This is a genomic window from Pricia mediterranea, from assembly GCF_032248455.1.
Taxonomy (GTDB): Bacteria; Bacteroidota; Bacteroidia; order Flavobacteriales; family Flavobacteriaceae; genus Pricia; species Pricia mediterranea.
Map to the genome: position 1 here is coordinate 38,080 of NZ_JAVTTP010000002.1, position 23,150 is coordinate 61,229.

Here is a 23,150-nt window from a genome sequence, read left to right on the forward strand (position 1 = left end):
TTCGGTTATTACTTTATCCTCAAAGGTAAACCGATGAAGTATCCAACTCGAGCCGCAGCTTTCGTTTTCTCCCTCGTTGCGATTGTTCTGGCCTGTACCAAGCAAATTGACCTAAAGACCGAGGTGGAGTTCAGCGTAACCGTGCAGCACGAGCCCGGGGGCTACATCAACGAAAACCTGCCTACTAGGGTTACTGTAGTACCGGAAGCAATACTTGAAGAGTTTTCCTATTCCTACTCCTATTCCGTTACCGAGGGCGAGGGCTATTTTATGGATAATAGGGGGGCGGTTTTTCCTCAGGACGAGACCATTGCCCTGCAACCACTATCTGCCGAGATGATGTATGTAGGCACTCAAGCCGGAAACCATCTCGTAAAAGTAGTTGCCACGGACAATTACGGATTTACCGAGGAAGTCGAGATAGACTATACCGTTGCAGAGATACCGCCGGTGGTGTGGACGACCAGCAGTCCCGTTAAACGCATGAAATTGCACAACACTGCTCCGATTACGGTTCATTTTGAGGCCGATTTGGACCGTGGTGTACAATACGAACGGCGCTATCGCTTTGTATCCGGTCTGGGAAGGCTTACCGAGGTATCCGATCGGGCCGATATCGAACTAGCGGAATTCCGATCGATTACCCCTGGCACCTATACTTTGAACTTTACGCCTTTGGAGCTCGGTACTGTGGAGCTTGTGTTCGATTTGCAGGGGGACAATGGCGATGAATATTCCGCTACCCTTGGATTTAAGGTGTTGGAGGAAATCGAGGATTCCGTACCCCCTAAAATCGCCTTATTGGGGGAGCATCCCTATACAATTCAGCGCGGCGGCACCTATGACGATCCGGGCGCCATGGCGACGGACGACGTGGACGGAGATATCAGTGCGAACCTTGTTGTGGACGATTCCAAGGTCAACACGGCCCAAGTCGGCGCCTATCGGGTAACCTATAACGTAAAGGATGCCTCCGGGAATGCCGCCGTGGAGGTCATTCGGACTGTAACGGTGATAGCCGGCGGCAATCCGCAACGTGGTGAAAACGACATTTTAACCTTTGCCGTTCCAGGACAACAGGACGCATCCGTAATCGACCCGACCAGACATACGGTCACCATCAATGTACCATCAGGTACGGCGACCAATGTGGCCCCGATAGCGCTAAGCGTATCCGCGGATGCCAGTATAACGCCTTCGAGGGACGAAGTGCGGGACTTCATAAATCCGGTAACCTATATCGTGTCGGCACAAAATGGCGACCAGCAGGAATGGACGGTGACCGTCAATGTTGCGGCAAGCAGCGATAAATCCATCGAAAGCTTTACTATGGCGGGAGTAGCGGGTGTGATATCAGATACGGATATTCTGGTAACGCTTCCTCCCGGGAGCGACGCCAGTTCCCAAACGCCGGCCGTGCAATTCATCGGGGCCGGGTTAAGTCCCAATTCCGGCACCACGGTCGATTTTACGACTACGGTTCCTTACACGGTCACCGCGGAAGACGGTAGTACAAAGGAATATAAGGTCACGGTTATTGTCGAGAAAAGTACTGAGAAAGAGATTACGGATTTTGTAATCGAGGGTGTACCCGGGTCGATAGACGGAACAACTATTACCGTGACCCTGCCGGCCGGGAACGATGAAAAATCCCTTTCCCCGACTATCGTTCATACGGGGGAATCGATCAGCCCGGCTTTCGATTCGACACATGACTTCACGGATCCGGTTTCCTTCACCGTAACCGCCGAAGATGGCAGCCAAAAGACATATGGCGTCTCCGTGACCATAACCGGCGACCGACCGACGGCCAATATTTCTGCCAATCCAATGACTGTCTCCCTAAACCAGGATATTAATTTTACCGGGGACGCCTCTACGGATGATATTCAGATTATCAGCTATTCTTGGGATTTTGGGGATGGAACTACCAGCTCTGCCGCCAATCCTGTTCACAGCTATTCCTCACACGGAATTTATACGGTAAGCTTAACGGTAGCCGATGACGGGGGACTGACCGATATGGCATCCGTTCAAATCGAGGTGCCCAACGTGGGACCTACTGCTAGTGCCAGTGCCAATCCTATTGAGATCAGGGAGGACCGATCGGTATATTTCAACGGTTCAAATTCCACCGATGATTTGGGCATCAGCTCCCATACATGGAATTTTGGGGATGGCAACACCAGTTCTGCCCCAAATCCCGTCCATATCTACACTTCACCGGGAATATATACTGCTGGACTTACGGTCACCGATACAGGTGGTTTGACCGATACCGAAGAGATAACGATAACGGTATTGGCCAACCAAAGACCGACTTCGGTGACATCAGCGGATATTTTTAACGGCATAGCCCCTCTGACCGTTAATTTCAGGGGAAGTGATTCCTCTGATCCGGAAAACGACCCGCTAAGCTATCAATGGCAGTTCGGTCCGCCGGGAGCTACCTCGACAATGCAAAACCCCACATACACCTACAATAGTCCTGGAGAATATATTGTGACACTGACCGTATCGGATGACGATCTCTCGCATACTTCGAGTCTGGTTATCACAGTCAGGCCTGCGACCACTTTTGATGCGGCAACAGGCTTATACACGGCCCCTGCGGGTTCTACTGTGACCGTAACCTTACATTCCAAAGGTACCGGAAAAGGCAGAGCTGAGGTCGGGGCGGGACCATTGAGTTTGACCACCGCATGGAACGGCGGGGAGCATGATACTTTTTCGGAAAACGATTCGCATTACTTTACCATGCCACCCAGCGGGGAAATATATTTCTCCGGAAGTCATCGAGAAACTTATGGAAGCTCGGATTCAAATGTCACTATGAGCAATAACCAAGGACCCTCGCAGGGTTTTTACATGGACAAGGATGAAAAAATTCCAAAATAAATTTTTTGGCAGAATGGCTCGCGTGTGAATCTGTGAGCGACGCCGTACCATCGTTAAATTCCCAAAAACCGAAAAACTACCTACGCCACTCTTTGTACCGATTGATCAATCCATTGGTCGATGCGTCGTGGGATTCGACCTTTTGGTCCCCTTCCAATTGGGGAAGCACTTTTTTGGCCAATTGTTTGCCCAGTTCCACGCCCCATTGGTCGAAGCTATAAATATTCCAAATGATGCCCTGGGTAAAGATTTTATGTTCGTACAACGCGATCAGCGACCCTAAGGTGTAGGGAGTAACTTTTTTAAGAAGAAAGGAGTTTGTAGGCCGATTGCCCCGGAATTCCTTGAACGGCACCAGTTCCTTTCGTTTCCGTTCGTCCATATCCTGCAGCTCCCCGGCGACTTCCTCCTTGGTTTTACCTTTCATAAGCGCTTTGGTCTGGGCAAAGAAATTCGAGACCAAAATGGGATGATGCTTCCCAATGGGATTATGGCTGATGGCCGGTGCGATAAAGTCACAGGGGACCAATGGTGTGCCTTGATGAATCAGCTGATAAAAGGCATGCTGTCCGTTTGTGCCCGGTTCGCCCCAGACAATGGGACCGGTAGGGTAGGAGACCGGATGGCCGTTACGGTCCACCTGCTTTCCGTTGCTCTCCATATTGCCCTGTTGAAAATAGGCGGGAAACCGATGCATATATTGATCGTAGGGCAAAATGGCCTCGGTCTGCGCCCCGAAGAAGTCCGTGTACCACAAGCCAATGAGTCCCATGATCACGGGGATGTTCTTTTCAAATGGTGTGTTCCTAAAATGGATATCCGAGGCCTCCGCGCCTTTTAATAATTGTTCAAAATTATCATACCCGATGGTTAGGACAATGGAAAGACCGATACTGCTCCACAGACTGTAGCGACCGCCTACCCAATCCCAAAAACCGAACATGTTTTCCTGATCGATGCCAAAGGCCTGTACTTCCTTCTCATTGGTGGAAATGGCCACAAAGTGCTTTGCGACATATTTTTCGTTCTCGGCCGATTTTAAGAACCATTCCCTGGCCGTATGCGCATTGATCATTGTCTCTTGGGTGGTAAAAGATTTGGAGGCGATCAAAAACAAGGTCTCTTCAGGATCTAATCCGTCTAAAGTCTCCACGATCTGGGTTCCGTCGACATTAGATACGAAGTGCGCCTCTATACCTTCCTTCCAGTACGGGCGTAAGGCCTCGGTCACCATAACGGGACCTAAGTCACTGCCGCCGATTCCGATGTTGACAATATGCTTAATAGGTTTTCCGGTATACCCCTTTCTTTCGCCGCTGTGAATCCTGTTGCAGAAAGTTTTCATTCGAAGACGCTTTTCCTCCACCTCTGGCATCACATCTTCCCCATCTGTAAGCACTGGATCTCCCGAAAAGTTCCGAAGGGCGGTATGCAGTACGGCCCGGTCTTCGGTCCCGTTTATTTTCTCCCCATCGAACATAGCCTCTATAGCGGATTTCAGATGGCATTCCCCCGCCAGCTCGAACAAAAGGTCCATCGTCTTCTCCGTAACCCGATTTTTGGAATAATCGAATAAAATGTCGTTCAGAATAAGGGACATCTGGTCAAAACGATCGGGATTTTGGGAAAAAAGATCTTTCATCTGTACTTCTTTCATCTCGTGATAATGTTCGGTCAAAGCTTTCCATGCCGAGGTCTCGGTAGGATTTATTTTAGGCAGCATACGCTCTATTTTTAACGTGAATGTTCTTTTTGAATTCTGTAGGCCTAAAGTACAATAAAAATGCAGCCTTCTCACGGTATGGGTAACTACCGTTCAAAATATGGAATTTTAATTTTGACATTTACAATTTGGATCCAAAGGGTCGGGAGGGTTTTGATCATTTTTCGCATTCAGAGATTTAAAGTTCAAAAGCATAATTTTTACGTTGGGTCGAATCCCGGACGATCAACTTCGGAGGCAACATGATCGTCTTGTCGTTCACCAAGGCCGTGCCATTTTCAAAATAATCGAGTAGCAGGTTGCAGGCCAGCCGTCCGATTTCGGCGCCGGACTGGTCCACCGTGGTCAAAGCGGGTTCGATGACGGCCGAGGTCGGTTCGTTGCTGAAGCCCGTGATGGCGATGTCATCCGGTATTTTGATATCCCTTTCCTTCAAATAGTTCATGGCTCCGATAGCGGCAAAATCATTGGCCGAAAAAATGCCGTCGACACCCTCGAGCTCTTCGACAATCTTCGCGGCCTGTCGGTACCCGTCATCCTTGGAAAGTTGGGAGACGAGCACCAAATTTTTATCATAGGAAATTTTGTGTTTTTTCAAAGCCGACTGATACCCCTTATGTCGGTTTTTATATATCTCTACGTCCAGCGGGGCGGTAAGATGGGCAATTTTCCGGCACCCCTGTCCGATTAGATGTTCCGTCGCCTCAAAGCCGCCCTGCACATCATCGATCAACACCTTCCCGGTCTGCCTTGTTCCGGCGACATGCCGATCAAAAAATACGAGGGGCGTTCCGTTTTCGAAACACTCGGTCAGATGGGTGGGGTCTTGAGTCTCCATACTGACCGAAATCAGAATACCGTCTACCCGGTTTGCCATTAGATTACGTATGATTTTCCGTTCCCTATCGATTTCCTCCAAAGATTGACAGATGATTACGTTATAACCGGCCTGATAGGCCATTTCCTCTATACCCGCAATGGTCGAGGAGAAGAAATATCTGGAAATTCGCGGTACGACGACCCCGATGGTATTGCTCTTGTTTCGACGCAGGTTAGAGGCCAGCATGTTTCGCGTATAGCCCAACTCCCGGGCTTTGGTCAGCACCATGTCCTTGGTCTTTGCTTTGACCCGTTCACTGTCGTTCAAAGCGCGGGATACCGTGGAAGCATTGATGTTCAGGGCCTTGGCGATTTCATGGATGGTCGTTTTCTTCATAAATTATTCCGTAAGATTTCCTGTTTTCAAAAACCGCAACACATCCAAAGATAAGAAAATTACTGCATGTACAATCGATTGTATTATTTTTTGTTACATTTGCGAAACACGGTCAGGCGGGCACAATGAAGCGCCTATAGGCGGCCTTCCACATTAGAAAGGTCATTGACCATCAAAATGATAATCGGATAATTACTGCATGATAGGTTGAAAAAAAGATTCATACCGAATCCGAGAATTGTCCGTAGCAAACATCTAAAATCTAATATCTAAAAGAATGGCAACAAATTACGAGACACGATACGCTTCCAGCCCGGAAGCCACGAAAAAACTGGACACCGAAGGCCTGCGAAAGGAGTTTTTGATTTCGAACCTTATGGAAAAGGGGAAGATAAACCTGACCTACACCCATTACGACCGCTATATCGCCGGGGGAGCGGTGCCGGATCAGGATTTAAAATTGGAGGCCATCGATCCCTTAAAAGCAGAATATTTCCTTGAACGCCGGGAGCTGGGCATCATCAACGTAGGCGGTAGCGGATCGGTAGAGGTCGATGGAGCTTCCTACGAACTGGACCATAAAGACGCTCTTTATGTGGGACAAGGTGCCAAAGAGGTGGTTTTCAAAAGCAAGGATTCCGGTAATCCCGCTAAATTTTATCTGAATTCCGCCCCGGCGCATACCGGTTATCCGACGAAAAAAGTGGGACTCCAAGATGCTAACAAATTGGAGTTGGGCTCTTTGGAAACCGCCAACCACCGTACCGTCAACCAGATGATCATCGGCGGCATTGTCACCACCTGCCAGCTGCAGATGGGCATGACGGAGCTTCAGACAGGCAGCGTTTGGAATACCATGCCCGCCCACGTACACGACCGACGGATGGAGGTCTATTTCTATCTGGACGTGCCCGAAGACCAGTCCGTCTGCCATTTCATGGGCCAGCCCCAAGAGACCCGACATATATGGATGCAGAACCACGAAGCGGTGATTTCCCCGCCTTGGTCCATTCACTGCGGCTCGGGAACTTCGAACTACACCTTTATCTGGGGCATGGCCGGTGAGAACCTGAACTACGGGGATATGGATGTTGCCAAAATAACGGAGCTACGCTAAACGAACTACCCCGAAGCTCCATGAATGCTATTGATTAAAACGACAGACAGTATGAAATCAAAACAATTAGCGCTTATCGGGTTAATAGGCCTGTCTCTCGTGGGATGTTTCGAAAAAGAAACTCCGACACAAAAGAAAATCGTGGTTACCAACCCCATGGATGTCGATCGGGAGTTTGAGACGGTATCCGTCTCTCTTGATTCCCTTTATTTGGACGAAACCGATGTTACGGAAGGAAGTATCGTTATCATTGACGATGCCACTAAGGAGCAAATTATCAGCCAGACCATTGATTCCGACGGGGACGGCACGGACGATACCGTCCTTTTTCAGCCTAAGATCCAGGCGAAGTCCGAAATGTCCTTTTCCGCATCCCGTAGCGATTCCACCACCACGGCCTCCAACGATACCGTTCCGAGGGTCTATTCCCGTTTCGTACCCGAACGTACCGATGACTATGCCTGGGAGAATAATCGGGTCGCGTTCAGAACCTATGGTCCAACTGCTCAACATATGATCGAGAACGACGTCAAAGGGGGTACGTTGTCCAGCGGCATCGATGCCTGGTTAAAGCGGGTCGATTATCCCATTATCAACAAATGGTACTATAAGGAAACCGAAACCGAAGGCACCTATCATGAAGATACCGGAGAAGGGCTGGACAACTTCCACGTCGGAAGCAGTAGGGGAGTAGGGGGCATAGCCGTTAAGGATGACGGTACCTACCACATTTCCAAGAATTTCACGGAATGGAAACGTTTGTACAATGGACCGATCCGGACCAGCTTCGTGCTGACCTATGCGGCTTGGGATGCCAACGGAGCAGAGATATCCGAAGAAAAACATATTTCATTGGATTGTGGTAGCAACCTTTCAAGATTCGAGATTGCCATTGATGGCACCGACACGATTTCCGCCGGCATCACCTTGCACGACAACGAAGGCACCACCGAAGCGAATAAAGAACAGGGGTGGATCAGCTATTGGGAAGCTATCGAAGATTCAGAAATAGGGATGGGCATTGTGGTACCGGGCGGACAAATGGTAGGTCATGAAAAATACGAGACCGATCAAAAGGACCGGAGCAATCTGTATGCCCATATTCAATTGAACGAGGATGGCAAAGCTGTTTACTACGCCGGTTTCGGTTGGAAAAAGAGCGGACAGTATATGAACCGAACCGAGTGGGAAAAGTATTTGGAGCGATATGCGGAAAAATTGAAGCACCCGTTGGTGGTCGAAATGCGGTGATTAGAGCAAAGCAAAACCTTAAGCTGCCGAACTATCTAATAGGACCAATTGCTTACGTATAGCCTATATGTCCGTTCGAGCCTGCCTGACGGCCGGCAGACGCAGTCGAGAACCTAACCCGGCAAGCACCCGTTAGGTCTTGACTGTACCTGCCTGCTAGCGAGACATGCTCGACCGGAATGATTTCCAACGAGATAGATTGAAAGATTTTCAGCTAAAGAAGAGTCACTTCTCAAAAATAACGGTATCCTCACCCTTTCCCATAATAATAACATCAGTGGTGTCTAAAAAGAGTCCCGTTTCGACCACCCCGGGAATTTGTATGAGTCTATGATTCAAGGCTACTAAATCGTTTTGCTCAAAAACATCGATGTCCACAATGTAGTTCTGTTCATCGGTCCTGTAAACATCATCCCCTTTTTTTCGAAGTACGGGGCTTAATCCCATGCCGTCGAGTTCCGTCATGATGTTCTTGGTGGCGAAAGGAATGGTTTCTAATGGAAGCTTGAATTTTCCCAAGCGTTCCACTTGTTTTCCTGAGTCGGCGATTACAATGTTGAATTTGGAATTGTGGGCCACTATCTTTTCCCGTAAATGCGCGCCGCCGCCGCCTTTGATCAACTGTAATTTGGCATCGAATTCATCGGCGCCATCGATATTTACGTCCAGCGTTCCCGCTTCCTCCAAGGTCAAAAGCTGAATACCGGCATTTTGGGCAAGCTCAGCCGTCTCATCCGAGGAAGGTACTGCTTTGATGGTAAGTCCTCCGTCCGCAACTTTTTTCCCCAATTCCCTGATCATATGCGCGGCTGTAGAACCCGAACCCAGTCCGACCAGCATACCATCCCTTATCCAATCTAGCGATTTGGCGGCCGCCGCTTTCTTCTCGATATCCGCATCCATTATCCTTGGTTTAGGCAATTGGTCCGTTCGCAATAGCGAGGGACTCATATAGAAGTAGAAGCATTGTGCTTTGTCATAAGCTCACGGTATTTTTCAAGATCTTCTTTGGAGTGATTGCCATAATCATCGATAATGGCGTGCTGGATATTATTTGCCTTGAGGAAGATGGCGATACGTTCCAATTTTTCTGGAGTACCCTTGATTTCGATCTTTGCCATGACAGAAAAGTTAAGTTTGACGCAGGAATTGAGGCATCGAATGGATTCGAACCATTATAAAGGCTCTTGCGGAGCCTCGCCTAGCCGTTCAGCCACGATGCCTTGTTTGAAGCTCCAAAATTAAACTTTATTTTGGAAAGCCTTATACCGAAAGCTGCTTTTCTGCATCGCCATACTGAAAACCAAAAACAAAATCCCGCACAAAAGCCAAGCCGGCAGCGTCACGAACGAAAGAAAGACATCGAATTGTATAGAGATAAAATAGAACAGTCCGAAGCTGATGGCCCAAGCCAACAGGACCGATTTGTTGAATTTCAGATTGGCTATTTCAGCATAATCCTGTACAATGCCCACTTGCCTGTGAAAGAAATGTTCAAAAACGATGACGGCGCCTACCGGGGCCAGTATAAATCCGTAAAGCGCAACAAAATCCAATAGTTTCATAGCAAAAGCGGGGAAAAGCCCGGCCAAGGTCGCGATGCTACCCGCCAAAATGGTCACCCAAAATGTCGATGCTTTGGGAATTATGGCCTGAAAAGCCAGTCCCGCCCTGTAAATGGTGGGGTTGGCCGTGGTCCATCCAGCGAGTACTACGGCAATAATTCCAAAGAACCCTATCGTATTGTACGCCAATGGCCCTGGGGCCACGGTCGGGGCCTCACCTTGTGACAAAAGTGCCTGGGCCTCGGGGGTCCTGATGTAAACGGCATAGATAAGGGCGGCGGCTATCCAAGCCATATAATGCCCTACATACATTCCTGCTGCCGTGGTCCATCCGGAACTTGGTTTTTCCGCAAATCGGAATACCGAGAGATCCGACATACCGATATGCATGGCGGCATTGGCGAACCAGGACCAGAAAAACACATGCCAGAAGGTATATTTTATCTGTCCGGGAAACGGGTCGCCGCCTTCGCCCCATATATTCCAAAACTCTGAAAAACTGCCTACCCCCAATTGTTGCAAGGCCACGATACCGCAGGCCAAAAAAGCGAGTACGATTACCGGCGACATCCAGTTGGCCGCCTTGGAGACCGTTTCGTATCCTTTGGAGGCAATCAACGAAATGACTGCGCCTATCACCAGTACTACAATCACCCAGGTAATACCGTTGGGCATAGTATCCGTGAGTTTGGGCATTTCCATATCAAAGGGAATTCCAACGGCCGTAGCGGAAACCGTAATCATAGCACCGGCCAGAAAACAGAACAGCACGCCATTGGCCAAATTATAGCCTATGACCAATTTTTTTCCGCAGATTTTTTCCAGATGATAATAGAGGGTCAGCCTTCTTTTGACTGCAATTTCGGCCGTTAAAAACCGCCAGCTTAAAACGGCCATAAGGTTGCCCAGCAAAAGGCCGATAATCAGGTCAAAAGCACTAACGCCGGTGGTAAGAAATAACGGACCGATGACAAACTCCGTACCTGCGGCGTGTTCCCCTGCGTACATCCCTAAGAAGCTTTTCCAGCTTTTCAGTCGCGAAGCGGGTACGGGTTCGCGTTCGAATTCCCCGCCCGCGATTTCCTCGATCAGTTCTTCTTCGTGTCGGCCTTGGCTCATAATGGTTGGTCTAGCTGGGTTGATCAGTTATCAAGTGTTTGGGTAGATCCTCGACCCGTTCGCAACAAAGCTGGTCCATTACCTGCTTGAACTGGGTCTTTAATATGGATATGGTGTGGTCTCCCCCCTTATTGCCCAAGGCAGCCGCTCCGTACATAAAGGAGCGGCCCATAAAGGTAAATTTGGCACCGCAGGCCATGGCTCTCGCGATGTCTGGACCGGATCGCAGCCCGCTGTCCATCATGATCTCGATCTGGTCGCTGTATTTGGCTACGATTTCCTGCATGGAGCGAAGGGTGGACTGCGCCGCATCCAGCTGCCTTCCGCCGTGGTTGGAAACGATAATGCCATCAAACCCCATCCGGATAGCATCCTCGGTATCCCGTTCCGATGCCACCCCCTTTAAAACCAGTTTCCCTTTCCACTTATCGCGGATCGGTTTTATCCTTTCCTCGTTCAGGCGACCGGAAAAGGTCTGGTCCATAAAGGCTCCCAATTGTTTGAGGTTAAGGCCTTCGGGCGTATAGGGCTTTAAGGTTTCGAAAGTGGGTTGTCCGTATTTCAAGGTGTTTAACGCCCAGGTCGGTTTGCCCAAAATTTGTAAAATATTTGCAACGGACATCTTTGGGGGCAGCGCCAGTCCGTTTTTAAAGTCCCTCGGCCTATACCCAAATGTAGGCACGTCGCAGAGCAGCACCAGCACTGGGCATCTGGCCGCCTCGGCACGATCGAGAATATCATCCCGAACGGCGTCTTCTACAGGATTATAGAGCTGAAACCAAGCCTTTCCCTCGGTCAATTCGCTAGCCTTTTCAATATCCATCGTTGTAACGGTACTCAAAATAAAAGGTACATTGTGCTTATGGGCGGCCTTGGCCAAAATGGCAGGGGAATTGGGCCACATCAAGCCTTGGAGTCCCACTGGCGCTATTCCAAAAGGTGCATCGAACTCCATGCCCAATACCTTGGTCTTGGTAGAACTTACCCCCTTGTTTCTTAGATATCGCGGCTGTAGTTGAACTTCACGTATTTCAGAGGTATTTCGGGTTATGCTTACATCTTCGTTGCAACCCCCGTCCAAATACTCGAAGGCAAACCGGGGCACTCGCTTTTTCGCTTTGTTTCTTAAATCGTTTACAGAGGGGTAATCGGTATTGAAATCCATGGGCATGTGAATCTTTATTTAGGGGGTTAGGATGATTGGCACGTGTTTTTTAGAAAATGATTTTTTTCAGGAATTTGGAATTGAACTCCGTATCGGAGATCGCGATTGCTGCGCCTAAGGCGGAGCCTAATGAGGAGTTCGTGGTACGCAGTTCCATATTCCTTAGGTAATGGGAGAGCAATTTAATATAAACATCGTTATCACTGAAACCACCGTCGATATATAATTTTTCGATTTGATTATCACCAGCCGTGATTTTGATACTTTCCACTTGAAGCAATACCAGTTCGATCATCAATTGGTGATAGGCATGTTCAAAGCGGTCATACGGAATCTTAGTTTTATCGGGTTCGTTTTTTCCGGAAATACTAATCCATTTGAACATAGGTTCAAAATATTTGTCGATCTCGAAGAAGGTTTCCTGATTGAATCTCACTGTTTTGTGATAATCTTCCGATACGTTAAAATGTGCGGCCAGGGCTTTTACCTGAAGTTTGTATTCATTCCCTAAAAACAACCGCGATACCTTAACGGGGCTGCCATCGATGCGCATGTTAAAGAGGCTCCCGTTGCGAATATCCTCCAAAGTCAACATTCCTTGGGTAAACGGATTGATGGCAATGCTCCATGTTCCTGTCGATACAAGCAAAAAATGATCTGTAGTATTTTGAACATAGCGCAGTAGGGCGGACGAGCTGTCATGGATACCAGGACCTATTTGAACGATTTTATCCTTATATTTTTTAGGGATAGTTTTATCGGTGGCGACAATCGGGGGCAATACTTTGTCGATTTCTTCTTGAAAGACCCATTCATGATAGTTGTTTTTCTCATAGTTCCATAGGATGGTATGGCAGCCAATACTCGTATGCTCACTGGCTGGGACCCCTGTAAACAGGTAGCTGAGGTATTGGGGCAGGTGCAACGAACATTTTATTTTTCTGAAAGTTTCCGGTTGGGTAATCTTCAGCCAATACATCTGCATGCCGGTATTCAACATGCCGGATCTGGGCGAACCCGTAACTCTCGCAAACTCGTGTTCCGGACCGTATTTTTCATAGAAAGCATCATAAACCTCCTCTTTCATCGGCTTCATATAGTTGTAAAGCGGGGTAAGTACTTTGCCGTTTTCATCAATATGTACCAAACTGGCACCGTAACACGAAAAATTTAAGGAAACAATATCGAATTCAGGAGCGTCGAGCATACGATCAAAGACTTCTTTGACCCACTTTTCAAGACCTTCCAAATCTTCTGTGGGATAGCCATCTTCATCGGTAATTTCCTCAAAACGGATGTATTCCCGATATACCTCATTAAAGTCTGCATCAAAAAGAAAGAACTTTTTGTTGGTCCTGCCAATATCGAACACGGCCGTTACCTCTTTCATTGTTGAGTTATTCGGTTAAAGACCCGATGCGACTGAATCCATACCTCGCTCATCGATTAATCTTTTTCTTACCTGCAGCGAACGATAGGCTTTGATCGGATGCAACGCCCCGCCGTGCTGCAACCGCGATTTTTCCAACAAGGGCCGTACATCGGTGCGGTAGGCCTCCTGAAGGATTTCTTGACACATGGCCACATCATGGTCTTGCTGTGCGTCGTTCAGCAGTTTCTGATCGACAAGCAAGGCTTTGGCGTAAGCTTCCTGAATCGCCTCCAACGATTGTATGATATCTTCCAAGGGATCCTTGATATTATGGCTAGCATCGATCATCCAGGCAGGGTAGGGGTTTTGCGGATTGTTTTCCATACCATATACCAAGGCGTTGAAAATCAAGAAAAGCGCATAGGGCTTGATGCTGCCCACCGTCAGGTCGTCATCGCCGTATTTGCTGTCGTTAAAATGGAATCCGCCCAACTTGCCCTTCAACATCAAGGTCGAAACAATTTGTTCAATATTCGTATTGGGCAAATGATGGCCGAGATCCACTAAAGTAAAGGCCTTTTCGCCACATTCGTTCGCCAACATAAAAGAAGTGCCCCAATCTTGAATGACCGTACTGTAGAAGTTGGGTTCGTAGGGCTTATACTCGATAAACAATCTCCAATCTCCCGGAAGGGTTATGTAAATTTCCCGTAAACTTTTTTGGGTTTGGTTCAAGGCAGTCTGGAAATTGGTCTGACCCGGAAAAGAGGCACCGTCCGCCAACCAAACGGTCAGGCTTTTGGAACCTAGCTCATTTCCGATCTCGATGACCTTCTTGTTATGTTCCACCGCGTGTTGCCGAACCGCTTCATCAGTATGGCTCAAGGAACCGTATCGATAGCTTACCGCGGCATTTTTCGGGTCTTGAAAGGTGTTGGAGTTTACCGCGTCGAAAACTATACTGTGGGATGCGGCCAATTGCTTGATGGCCTTATAATCCTCGGGTAGGTCCCATGGAATATGTAACGAAATGGCCCCTGCCGTTTGGGTCAGGGCATGTATAGCACCTACATCATCGATTTTTTCTTTCAAGGTTCTGGGCTCGCCCTGGAAACCGAAACGCCCAAAGCGTGTACCGCCGGCACCCAAGGCCCAACTGGGAATGGCGACTTGAAAATCGGCCAGTTTTTGGACTACGTCGTCGACCTCGATGCCTTTTTGGGTCAATCGGTTCGCGATATAACCGAAGCTTGCCCTATGGGAGTCGAGTGACTTTTGGTTGGTATCTTCTATGTGTTGTTTGTCTATCTTCATATTCAGTCGATCTGTTATATCTTGGAGGTCAAATCTATTACCGTACGAACGCGTTCGCCATTCCTCCATCTACATTGATGGTATTTCCGGTACTCTTATCTAGAATGCCGACCAAGGCAAAAACCGCGTTCGCTATATCCTTGGGATAAATAATTTCGTTCAATAGGTTTCGTTTAGCGTAATGGGCGGGGAGTTCCTCGACGGAGATACCGTAGGCTTTGGCCCTTCCTTCGGCCCAATCGCCCTCCCAAATTTTGCTTCCAACGATGACCCCATCGGGATTGACGGTGTTCACTCGGATTTTATCCCCGGCCAGTTCGGCGGCCAACAGGCGGGCCATATGCTGCTGTGCGGCCTTCGAGGTGCCGTAGCCGACGTTGTTGGGGCCCGATACGAGTCCGTTTTTGCTGGCAATGCTGATAAAATCCCCGCCCAAATTTTGTTTGCGCATGATGGCAACAGCCTGCTTGGCGAGTTCGAACTGCCCTTTAACCAGCACGTTCTGCAATAGGTCCCAATCCTTTTCGGTAGTTTCCTCAAGGGGTTTTGAAATGGCGAGTCCCGCACTATGGACTACGATATCGACGCCTCCGAAATCAAGGCAAGCTTTTTTGTAAGTTTCGGCAATCGATTCCTTTTTGGTCACATCGCAGATGGCATAGCTGGCCGTATCGCTACCGTAAGTCTCCAAGGCTTCCTGCAAGCGGTCTTCGGCAATATCGGTAAGCACGACGTTCGCGCCTTCTTCAGCCAATTTATCGGCGATGGCCTTTCCGATTCCACCTCCCGCACCGGTAACTAGGGCCACTTTGCGAGACAGGGGTTTTTCCTTGGGCTGGCGTTGTAGCTTCGCTTCTTCCAACAGCCAATATTCGATATCAAAAGCTTCCTGCCTAGGAAGGGCGGTGTATTCCGTAATCGCTTCGGCCCCCCGCATTACGTTAATAGCATTGACGTAAAACTCGTTCGCCACCCGTGTGGTCTGCTTGTTCTTGGCAAAACTGAACATACCGATCCCAGGATAGATGATGATTACGGGACTGGCATCGCGTATAGCGGGACTGTTGGCCCGTTTATGTTTTTCGTAGTATTCTGCGTATTCTTCCTTATATTTTTCAAAAGCGGGACGCAGTTTTTCCAATACGGCATCGGTGTCCGAAAGGTCCGCATCTTTGCCGAGGTCGAGTACTAAAGGCTGGATTTTCGTACGTAAAAAGTGATCGGGACAGGAAGTGCCCATCGGGGCCAAGCGGGACAGGTCGTTGCTGTTGATAAACTGCAGCACTGTATCGCTATCGTTGAAATGGCCGATCATACGGTTTTCGGCGGAACAGAGCCCCCTAAGCATCGGCATCAGCCGGGATGCTTTTTCCGAACGCTCTTTCTTGGGCAAGCTCTCTACTTTTTGACCTCCAAAAACGGAACCATTTTCCTCGATTTTTTTGGCGATGTACTCTGAGGCCATTTCAATAACCTCCAAACTGTTCATATAGCTCTCGTAGGATGTATCGCCCCAAGTAAACAGACCGTGACTTCCAAGAACGATACCACGGATACCGGGGGTGTCGTTGAGGCATTTTTCCAATTGCAGTCCCAAGTCAAATCCGGGGCGCTGCCAGGGTACCCATCCCATGCTGTCGCCCCAGATTTCTTTAGTTACCTTTTCGCTATCCTTTGCAGCGGCGACCGCGATCAGGGCATCCGGATGTAGGTGGTCGATATGCTTGAATGGGAGCAATCCGTGGAGCGGGGTATCGATCGATGGCGCGCGGCTATCTAGATCGTAGATACAGTGATCGAACAATCCTACCATCCGATCTTCATCCTCCAATCCTCCATATACCTTTTTAAGGTCCCGCAGTCTATCCACATATAGTCCTGCAATACCTTCCCGGGACAAAGTGCCTATATCCCCACCGGAACCTTTTATCCACATCACCTCGACCTCCTTATCGGTCAGAGGGTCTTTTTCGATGGTCTTGCAGCTCGTATTACCACCGCCATAATTGGTGATGCGCAAATCGGCCCCAAGAATATTGGAGCGGTACAGAAAAAGGGCCACCTGATCGTCGCCCAGCTCGGCGGCTTTTTTATCGTCCCAGAGGTAATCTACGTATTTGAAATTCTTGACCGGAGTGCCCATAATGCTGGTTTAATTGTTTTTTCTTTTCGCTAAAGTAAGGTTGAAAAATGAAGTCTGTATCCTGTACTATACTGTAGGAGTAATAAAACATGAGGTTCATTAATTTGAAAGAGTTCGTTACCTTCCCGATTCTTAAAATGAAAACCATGGAAATTCTCAAGTATGTAGCAATCAACGGCGAATCAAGGATACCTAAATATAGGCAAATTGTCGATTCCATTATCTACAATATATCCGTTGGAAACTTGAAAATGGATCAAAAAATACCTTCGATCAACCGATTTAGTGAAGAGTACCTCCTGTCTAGGGATACGGTGGAAAAGGCTTACACTATTCTAAAGGAGGGGCAAATAATCACTTCCATCAGGGGGAAGGGTTTTTATATTGCCCGTACGAAGTTGTTATCAAAAATTAACATTTTGTTTCTAATCAATAAATTGAGCACGTACAAGATGCGCGTTTATAACAGCTTTATCCAGAATATGGGCGCCAATTCACATACCGACCTTCATATTTACCACTGCGACAACTCATTGTTTATCAATCTGCTCGAAAAAAACAGGAACGCTTATGATTATTACGTTATCATGCCTCATTTCAAGACCGAAGACCTAAAACATATAAGCTATACAGACGAGGCGGTTAAAGCCGTCAACCGAATCCCCAAAAATAAATTGATAATCATGGACAATAACCGGATTGCCATTGAGAATCCATTTATCGAAATTTATCAAGACTTCGCGAACGATATTTACGAAGCGCTGAAGGAAGGACTTCCACAAATTAGAAAGTATGATAATTTGTTTTTGGTTTATCCAGAAAATTCGGTCTATCCGTATCCCAGAAGAATATTACATGGATTTCGTAAGTTCTGTCTGGAGTTTTCTTTGGAATTTGACATCCTTGAAGAAATCTACGACGACATCATTCTTAAAAAGGGCGATTTATTTATCACTATTGAAGAATCGGACCTTGTCAATCTGGTGAATCAAATACGCGACAAGGAGTTTTCCCTTGGTGGCGATATCGGGGTCATTTCCTATAATGACACCCCTTTAAAAGATCTTCTTGGCATTACATGTATTTCTACGGATTTCGATATCATGGGAGAAACAGCAGCTGTAATGCTTTTAAACAATACCAAGGGGAAGATCAAGAACCCATTTAATTTTATCGATAGAGAGTCATTATAAACCCAGCACTCACCACTACTTTTTTTCATGTGATTTAAACACTTGCCGGTGATAGAATTCCGAGCTAGTTAAAAATACGCTATAGTCCACCTCAGAAAATGAATAATGAATTACCCCGCAGAGCCGTCGGGGTATCAGAGTCAAGATTCAAGAACCAAGAAACTAGACTTTTTGTCTTGGCTCTTGTTTCTCCATGATTTGATTGGCTAAATGCTACACCCGAGGCAGAGCCTCGGGGAATTCTAATGATTAAATTAAAGAATTGGTTAAGAATCCTCTTTTTTAACAGACAGTACAGGATGCGTATTTGATGTCACCCGAATATATTTGAATTCTATCGAATAAATTTCTGTATCGAATAAAAAGGATTCCTAACCCAAACTAGTGAACACAATCATGAAAAAAGTCTACAAGAATTTAAGGGCATTATCTTTTATGCTCTCACTGCTCTTATGGATACCTGCCCATGCACAGGAAAAGACCATAACGGGCAAAGTCACCTCGGCCGATGATACCCTAGGTCTGCCAGGAGTCAATGTGGTCGAAAAGGGAACTTCAAATGGCGTCGTTACAGATTTTGAGGGCGAATACAGCATTACGGTGTCGAGCGAAAATGCCACTTTGGTATTTACCTATATAGGATTTGCCGCCCAAGAAGTGCCCGTAAACGGAAAATCGCAAATCGACATCGCCATGACAGAAGATGCCACGGCTTTGGACGAAGTGGTCCTGGTCGGTTACGGTACCCAGATAAAAAGACAGGTAACAGGTGCGGTACAGACCATCGATGCCGCAGAACTGGCGGACATACCGGTTTCTCAAGTCACCCAGAAGCTGCAGGGTAAGCTGGCGGGGGTTCAGATCAACCAGACTACCGGCAAACCCGGGCAGGGTATGTCGGTCCGAATACGTGGCCAGTTATCCGTTTCTGGGGGTAGCGACCCGTTGTATGTTATTGACGGCTTTCCTATCACCGGGGGTATCGGCGCCATCAACCCGGACGAAATTGAAGATATTTCCGTCCTTAAGGATGCGGCCTCGACTTCCTTGTACGGTTCCAGGGCTGCTAACGGGGTTGTGCTGATAACCACTAAAAAAGGAGTGCCGGGTGAAACCAATGTCAGTTTCAATACCTCGACGGGGATCCAGCAAGTACCCGAGAGGGGTAGGATCGATATGATGGACGCCGTCGAATTCGCGCAATTTAAAAAGGAGTACTACACAGATGCGGGCGATCCCGTGCCCGATATTTTTCAAGACCCCAGGCAGTACGAAGGTAAATCGAACGATTGGTATGGTGCTCTCTTAAGAACGGCCCCCGTACAGAACTATAACCTGACCATAACTTCCAACAAAGAAAAACTTCGATCCTCTGTGGTAGCCGGGTTTTTTAAACAGGACGGGGTCGTCATAAATTCGGATTATCGCCGTTATTCCCTACGTGCCAATCTGGATTATCGATTTTCCGACAAAGTGCGCATTGGTCTTAATGTAGCACCTTCCTATATCAAGGACAACACACCAAGGACCGATGGCGATAGGGGCACGGGAATACTTTTCAACGCCCTTCACACCTGGCCCGTTATGCCAATATATAATCCCGATGGCACCTTGACCACTTTCAACAATCTTCCCGCAGATACGGGCAACATCTTTTCGTACGCCAACTGGGTAACCTCCGCAAAACAGATTGTCAACGAGACCAAGGATGTCAACTTGTTGACCAACGCCTTTATAGAATATGAACCTGTCGATGGACTGATAATAAAATCAAGCTTAAATGCCGAGCTGTACAATTCACAGTTTCAGTTTTTTAGTCCCACCACGGCAACCTTTCGTATAGACAGGCCTATACCGACCACCTCTGAGGGCTTTTGGGAAGATAGAACCGATTTTTCTTGGCTGAACGAAAATATCGCTACTTATACCAAAAGTTTTGACGACCATAGTTTTTCGCTTTTGGGCGGGTTTACCTTTCAGAAATTCCGTAGTGATTTTAACAGGGTCGCTGCCAATAATTTTGCGGATGATCGACTGCCCACCATACAAGGTGCAGCCAATATTGATCGAAACGGTACCTTTGACAACGTACAGGAATGGAGCTTGGTTTCTTTCCTTTCGCGACTTACCTATAACTACAAAGGCAAATACCTCCTTACCGCCTCCATTCGTAGGGACGGTTCTTCACGCTTCGGTTCGGAGAACCGTTGGGGTAACTTTCCTTCGGTATCCTTGGGTTGGATAGCATCCGATGAAGCATTTCTTGAAAATACAGATGCCATATCACTTTTAAAACTTAGGGCCAGCTACGGCGTTACCGGAAATAACAATATTGGTAACTACACGCAATATGCCCTCATCGATAATACGGTCAATGCCGCTTTCGGAAATGACCTAGCCCCCGGATCGGCAGTAACTTCGTTGGCCAACCCCAACTTGGGTTGGGAAACTACAAAGCAATTTGATGTGGGCTTGGATGTGAGCCTATTCAACGATAGGATATCGTTCATCTATGACTATTATACCAAAAACACGACCAATTTATTGTACAATGTGCAAGTACCCCAAGAATCTGGGTTTACCAATTTTAGCGATAATATCGGGGAAATCCATTTCTGGGGTCATGAATTTGCAATCAATACCGTGAATACCACTGGAAAATTTCAATGGACCACCAATGCCAACATTTCGTTTAATCGTAACGAGGTCGTAGCCTTAGCAGAGGGAATAGACCGGGTGTATGGTGCTTTTCACATTACCAAGGTAGGGGAACCTTTCGGGCAATTTTACGGACATCTATCCGATGGGGTATACCTGAATCAAGAAGACCTTGACAGTTCTCCTCAAGTACCGGGAAGATCTACGGTGGGGAGCATCAAATTAATCGATGTCAACGGAGATGGAATAATAACCAATGGTGGTGATAATGACGACCGTGCGATTACCGGAAGTCCCTTTCCTGATTTCACTTATGGCATAACCAATACCATTAAATATGGAAATTTCGACTTTTCTATAGTCGGTACAGGTTCCCAAGGCAACCAATTATTGATACGCCATCTTTATAGCACGGCCAACTTGGATGGTGTGTTCAATTTGGTAGATCGCGTGAAATACCGATTTCGATCTCCGGAAAATCCCGGCAGAGGCTTTTTTGGTACGACCGTGGGTGGGGGCAACGTTACGGGTATCGAGCGGGACTGGATCAACGACCGCTTTGTGGCCGACGCTTCCTTTTTTACCATTCGTAACGTGACACTAGGTTATACCGTAAACGATTTAGATAGTTTTTTCGAATCTGCCCGCCTGTACGGATCGGTTCAAAACGCCTATATCTTTACCAAATATTGGGGTGGTCCAAATCCAGAGATCAGCAACGAACCTGACGGGGACGGAGACGGAGGAAATCTGAGCCCGGGGGTTGATTACTCGGGGTATCCGGTACCACGTATATTCAGCATTGGTTTAAATCTGAACTTTTAGGTCAAACGGAAATGAAGAACATATTAAATTTTTCACATCTACAATCTAAAAATATAAAAATGAAAAAATTAACGATACTGTGCGTACTGTTAGGTCTCGTAATATCCGGCTGCGAAGATGAACTGACAATCTTTCCGGAAGACTCGTTAAGCGAACCTACTTTTTTTCAGACCGAAGTCGATTTTGAACAGGCCGTCAACGGTGCTTATGTACCATTGAGGTCAATTATTAACGGTGCTGGATCTGGTCCCTCCGGGCCATACCTTGCGGAAATGCATTCGGACAATACCTACTTTGCTAGAAATCCTGCTTTCGGCGCTACCGAACAACAGGAGGATATTGCGGATTTTTCCATTCCCAGCGACAATGGAATTACGGCTAATGTCCATGTGACGAATCAATATGTTCAGGACTATGAAATCATCGCACGTGCCAATCAGATACTGACTACTATCGATAAGGCGGAGTTTGATGCCACTGCAAAAAATAACCTAAAAGGGCAGGCACTCTTTCTAAGGGCATATGCCTATTTCGAATTGGTGCGTTATTTTGGGAGTGTACCGCTTCACTTGACCCCTGTAGTGGCACGAGAAGATGCAGCCTTGCCCTTGTCGACAGAAGAGGAACTCTATACCCAAATTATTTCGGACTCCCAAGAGGCCATCGGTCTTTTGCCCCCAAAATCGGAACAGGAAGCGGGTAGGGTAACCTCAGGTGCTGCAAGGACCTTGCTGGCCAATGTTTATATCGTACGGCAACAATGGGCTGAGGCGGAAACACAGTTAAGGGCGATCGTGGACAGTAACGAATATATGTTGATGCCCGATTATGCCGACGCATTTTCAGGCACTACGGATAATAAGAATAATATGGAATCAGTTTTCGAAATTCAGTTCAAGGAGGGGCCTGAAGGATTGAACGGGACTTTTCTATATAATTTTTTGCCGCGAAATATTACGGCAGAAGAAGTTGGTGGTATTACTGGAACCTCAAATCCTCAACCGTTGAATGGGGAGGGCAACAATATCCCAACCCCTGATATCATTGCAGCTTATGAAGAGGGAGATCTCAGGGAGGATGCTTCCATACAGTATGTCACAATAAGTCAAAGTTTTTGGAAGGATGGGGTATACCCCATCATCAAAAAATATGTCGAGCCGCATTCTTTGCACAATAATCATGGTATGAATTGGCCTGTTTATCGGTATTCAGAAGTATTGCTGTTCTTGGCTGAAGCTCTGGAAGAACAGGGTGAATCAGGTGAAGCAGCAATATATCTTAATCAAGTACGCAATCGGGCAGGGTTGGATGATGCCACCGGAGATTTGGGAGAGGCTATTTTCAACGAACGAAGGGTCGAGTTGGCCTTTGAGAACAAACGCTGGTTTGATCTGGTGCGTACCGGTCGCGCCATCGATGTGATTACTGCCTACGGTAATAGAATCAAAGCGAACCCATTGGATTACTATTACCCCGAAGGAACGGAGCCGCGAGGCAACGCGTTTACCAATATCAGCTTGCTCTATGCACTTCCAGCATCCGAATCTTCCTTAAACCCGAATTTTTGAGTACTTTGACATCCTAAAATAAT

At 47.4% G+C, this 23,150-nt stretch carries 15 protein-coding genes and 1 tRNA gene; 6 read left to right on the forward strand and 10 right to left on the reverse strand.

The window, feature by feature from the left end; all coding sequences use genetic code 11:
* The first annotated feature begins 33 nt into the window (after window positions 1-33).
* Window positions 34-2,898 (forward strand): PKD domain-containing protein, encoded by a 2,865-nt coding sequence (locus RQM65_RS17695; RefSeq protein WP_314016906.1) that lies wholly within the window; start codon window positions 34-36, stop codon window positions 2,896-2,898.
* 76 nt (window positions 2,899-2,974) lie between these two features.
* Here RQM65_RS17695 and pgi read toward each other — a convergent pair whose 3' ends face one another.
* A complete protein-coding gene (gene pgi / locus RQM65_RS17700) occupies window positions 2,975-4,621 on the reverse strand; it encodes a glucose-6-phosphate isomerase (protein ID WP_314016907.1) in 1,647 nt (548 codons plus the stop codon).
* Between the two features lie 178 nt (window positions 4,622-4,799).
* Window positions 4,800-5,837, reverse strand: coding sequence for a LacI family DNA-binding transcriptional regulator (locus RQM65_RS17705; protein WP_314016909.1), 1,038 nt, complete (start codon window positions 5,835-5,837; stop codon window positions 4,800-4,802).
* 277 nt (window positions 5,838-6,114) lie between these two features.
* Between RQM65_RS17705 and kduI the strand changes: the two genes are divergently transcribed.
* Window positions 6,115-6,954, forward strand: coding sequence for a 5-dehydro-4-deoxy-D-glucuronate isomerase (kduI, locus tag RQM65_RS17710; protein WP_314016911.1), 840 nt, complete (start codon window positions 6,115-6,117; stop codon window positions 6,952-6,954).
* Between the two features lie 51 nt (window positions 6,955-7,005).
* On the forward strand, window positions 7,006-8,205 hold the full coding sequence (locus tag RQM65_RS17715) for a BT3233 family polysaccharide utilization protein (RefSeq protein WP_314016913.1): 1,200 nt from the start codon (window positions 7,006-7,008) through the stop codon (window positions 8,203-8,205).
* Between the two features lie 225 nt (window positions 8,206-8,430).
* Here the strand turns inward: RQM65_RS17715 and rpiA are convergent, their stop codons facing one another.
* From rpiA to RQM65_RS17755, 8 genes are all read right to left on the reverse strand, one after another.
* On the reverse strand, window positions 8,431-9,108 hold the full coding sequence (gene rpiA / locus RQM65_RS17720; protein WP_314016915.1) for a ribose-5-phosphate isomerase RpiA: 678 nt from the start codon (window positions 9,106-9,108) through the stop codon (window positions 8,431-8,433).
* Window positions 9,109-9,152: 44 nt separating this feature from the next.
* Window positions 9,153-9,326 carry a hypothetical protein gene (locus RQM65_RS17725; protein WP_314016916.1) on the reverse strand — a complete coding sequence of 58 codons (174 nt, stop codon included), beginning with the start codon at window positions 9,324-9,326 and terminating at the stop codon, window positions 9,153-9,155.
* Between the two features lie 31 nt (window positions 9,327-9,357).
* Window positions 9,358-9,428 (reverse strand) — tRNA-Cys (locus tag RQM65_RS17730).
* 18 nt (window positions 9,429-9,446) lie between these two features.
* The gene (locus tag RQM65_RS17735) at window positions 9,447-10,889 is read right to left on the reverse strand and encodes a purine-cytosine permease family protein (RefSeq protein WP_314016918.1); all 1,443 of its coding nucleotides are present in this window, start codon (window positions 10,887-10,889) and stop codon (window positions 9,447-9,449) included.
* Between the two features lie 10 nt (window positions 10,890-10,899).
* Complete coding sequence (locus RQM65_RS17740; RefSeq protein WP_314016920.1) at window positions 10,900-12,060, reverse strand: alpha-hydroxy acid oxidase; 1,161 nt, start codon at window positions 12,058-12,060, stop codon at window positions 10,900-10,902.
* 43 nt (window positions 12,061-12,103) lie between these two features.
* Window positions 12,104-13,444, reverse strand: coding sequence for an FGGY-family carbohydrate kinase (locus RQM65_RS17745; protein WP_314016922.1), 1,341 nt, complete (start codon window positions 13,442-13,444; stop codon window positions 12,104-12,106).
* 15 nt (window positions 13,445-13,459) lie between these two features.
* Window positions 13,460-14,740, reverse strand: coding sequence for a sugar isomerase (locus RQM65_RS17750; protein WP_314016923.1), 1,281 nt, complete (start codon window positions 14,738-14,740; stop codon window positions 13,460-13,462).
* 37 nt (window positions 14,741-14,777) lie between these two features.
* Window positions 14,778-16,883, reverse strand: coding sequence for a bifunctional aldolase/short-chain dehydrogenase (locus RQM65_RS17755; protein ID WP_314016924.1), 2,106 nt, complete (start codon window positions 16,881-16,883; stop codon window positions 14,778-14,780).
* Between the two features lie 146 nt (window positions 16,884-17,029).
* Between RQM65_RS17755 and RQM65_RS17760 the strand changes: the two genes are divergently transcribed.
* The 3 genes from RQM65_RS17760 (at window position 17,030) to RQM65_RS17770 (ending at window position 23,127) form a co-directional block, all read left to right on the forward strand.
* Window positions 17,030-18,076, forward strand: coding sequence for a GntR family transcriptional regulator (locus RQM65_RS17760; RefSeq protein ID WP_314016925.1), 1,047 nt, complete (start codon window positions 17,030-17,032; stop codon window positions 18,074-18,076).
* A 396-nt stretch (window positions 18,077-18,472) separates the two neighbouring features.
* On the forward strand, window positions 18,473-21,559 hold the full coding sequence (locus tag RQM65_RS17765) for a SusC/RagA family TonB-linked outer membrane protein (RefSeq protein WP_314016927.1): 3,087 nt from the start codon (window positions 18,473-18,475) through the stop codon (window positions 21,557-21,559).
* A 59-nt stretch (window positions 21,560-21,618) separates the two neighbouring features.
* On the forward strand, window positions 21,619-23,127 hold the full coding sequence (locus tag RQM65_RS17770) for a RagB/SusD family nutrient uptake outer membrane protein (RefSeq protein WP_314016928.1): 1,509 nt from the start codon (window positions 21,619-21,621) through the stop codon (window positions 23,125-23,127).
* Window positions 23,128-23,150 lie beyond the last annotated feature (23 nt).

Coding starts and splice junctions, on each gene's coding strand:
- pgi (WP_314016907.1), bottom strand. CDS start 4,621: ATGCTGCCTAAAATAAATCCTACCGAGACCTCGGCATGGAAAGCTTTG.
- RQM65_RS17765 (WP_314016927.1), top strand. CDS start 18,473: ATGAAAAAAGTCTACAAGAATTTAAGGGCATTATCTTTTATGCTCTCA.
- RQM65_RS17750 (WP_314016923.1), bottom strand. CDS start 14,740: ATGAAGATAGACAAACAACACATAGAAGATACCAACCAAAAGTCACTC.
- RQM65_RS17760 (WP_314016925.1), top strand. CDS start 17,030: ATGGAAATTCTCAAGTATGTAGCAATCAACGGCGAATCAAGGATACCT.
- rpiA (WP_314016915.1), bottom strand. CDS start 9,108: ATGGATGCGGATATCGAGAAGAAAGCGGCGGCCGCCAAATCGCTAGAT.
- RQM65_RS17735 (WP_314016918.1), bottom strand. CDS start 10,889: ATGAGCCAAGGCCGACACGAAGAAGAACTGATCGAGGAAATCGCGGGC.
- RQM65_RS17715 (WP_314016913.1), top strand. CDS start 7,006: ATGAAATCAAAACAATTAGCGCTTATCGGGTTAATAGGCCTGTCTCTC.
- RQM65_RS17725 (WP_314016916.1), bottom strand. CDS start 9,326: ATGGCAAAGATCGAAATCAAGGGTACTCCAGAAAAATTGGAACGTATC.
- RQM65_RS17745 (WP_314016922.1), bottom strand. CDS start 13,444: ATGAAAGAGGTAACGGCCGTGTTCGATATTGGCAGGACCAACAAAAAG.
- RQM65_RS17770 (WP_314016928.1), top strand. CDS start 21,619: ATGAAAAAATTAACGATACTGTGCGTACTGTTAGGTCTCGTAATATCC.
- RQM65_RS17740 (WP_314016920.1), bottom strand. CDS start 12,060: ATGCCCATGGATTTCAATACCGATTACCCCTCTGTAAACGATTTAAGA.
- RQM65_RS17755 (WP_314016924.1), bottom strand. CDS start 16,883: ATGGGCACTCCGGTCAAGAATTTCAAATACGTAGATTACCTCTGGGAC.
- RQM65_RS17695 (WP_314016906.1), top strand. CDS start 34: ATGAAGTATCCAACTCGAGCCGCAGCTTTCGTTTTCTCCCTCGTTGCG.
- kduI (WP_314016911.1), top strand. CDS start 6,115: ATGGCAACAAATTACGAGACACGATACGCTTCCAGCCCGGAAGCCACG.
- RQM65_RS17705 (WP_314016909.1), bottom strand. CDS start 5,837: ATGAAGAAAACGACCATCCATGAAATCGCCAAGGCCCTGAACATCAAT.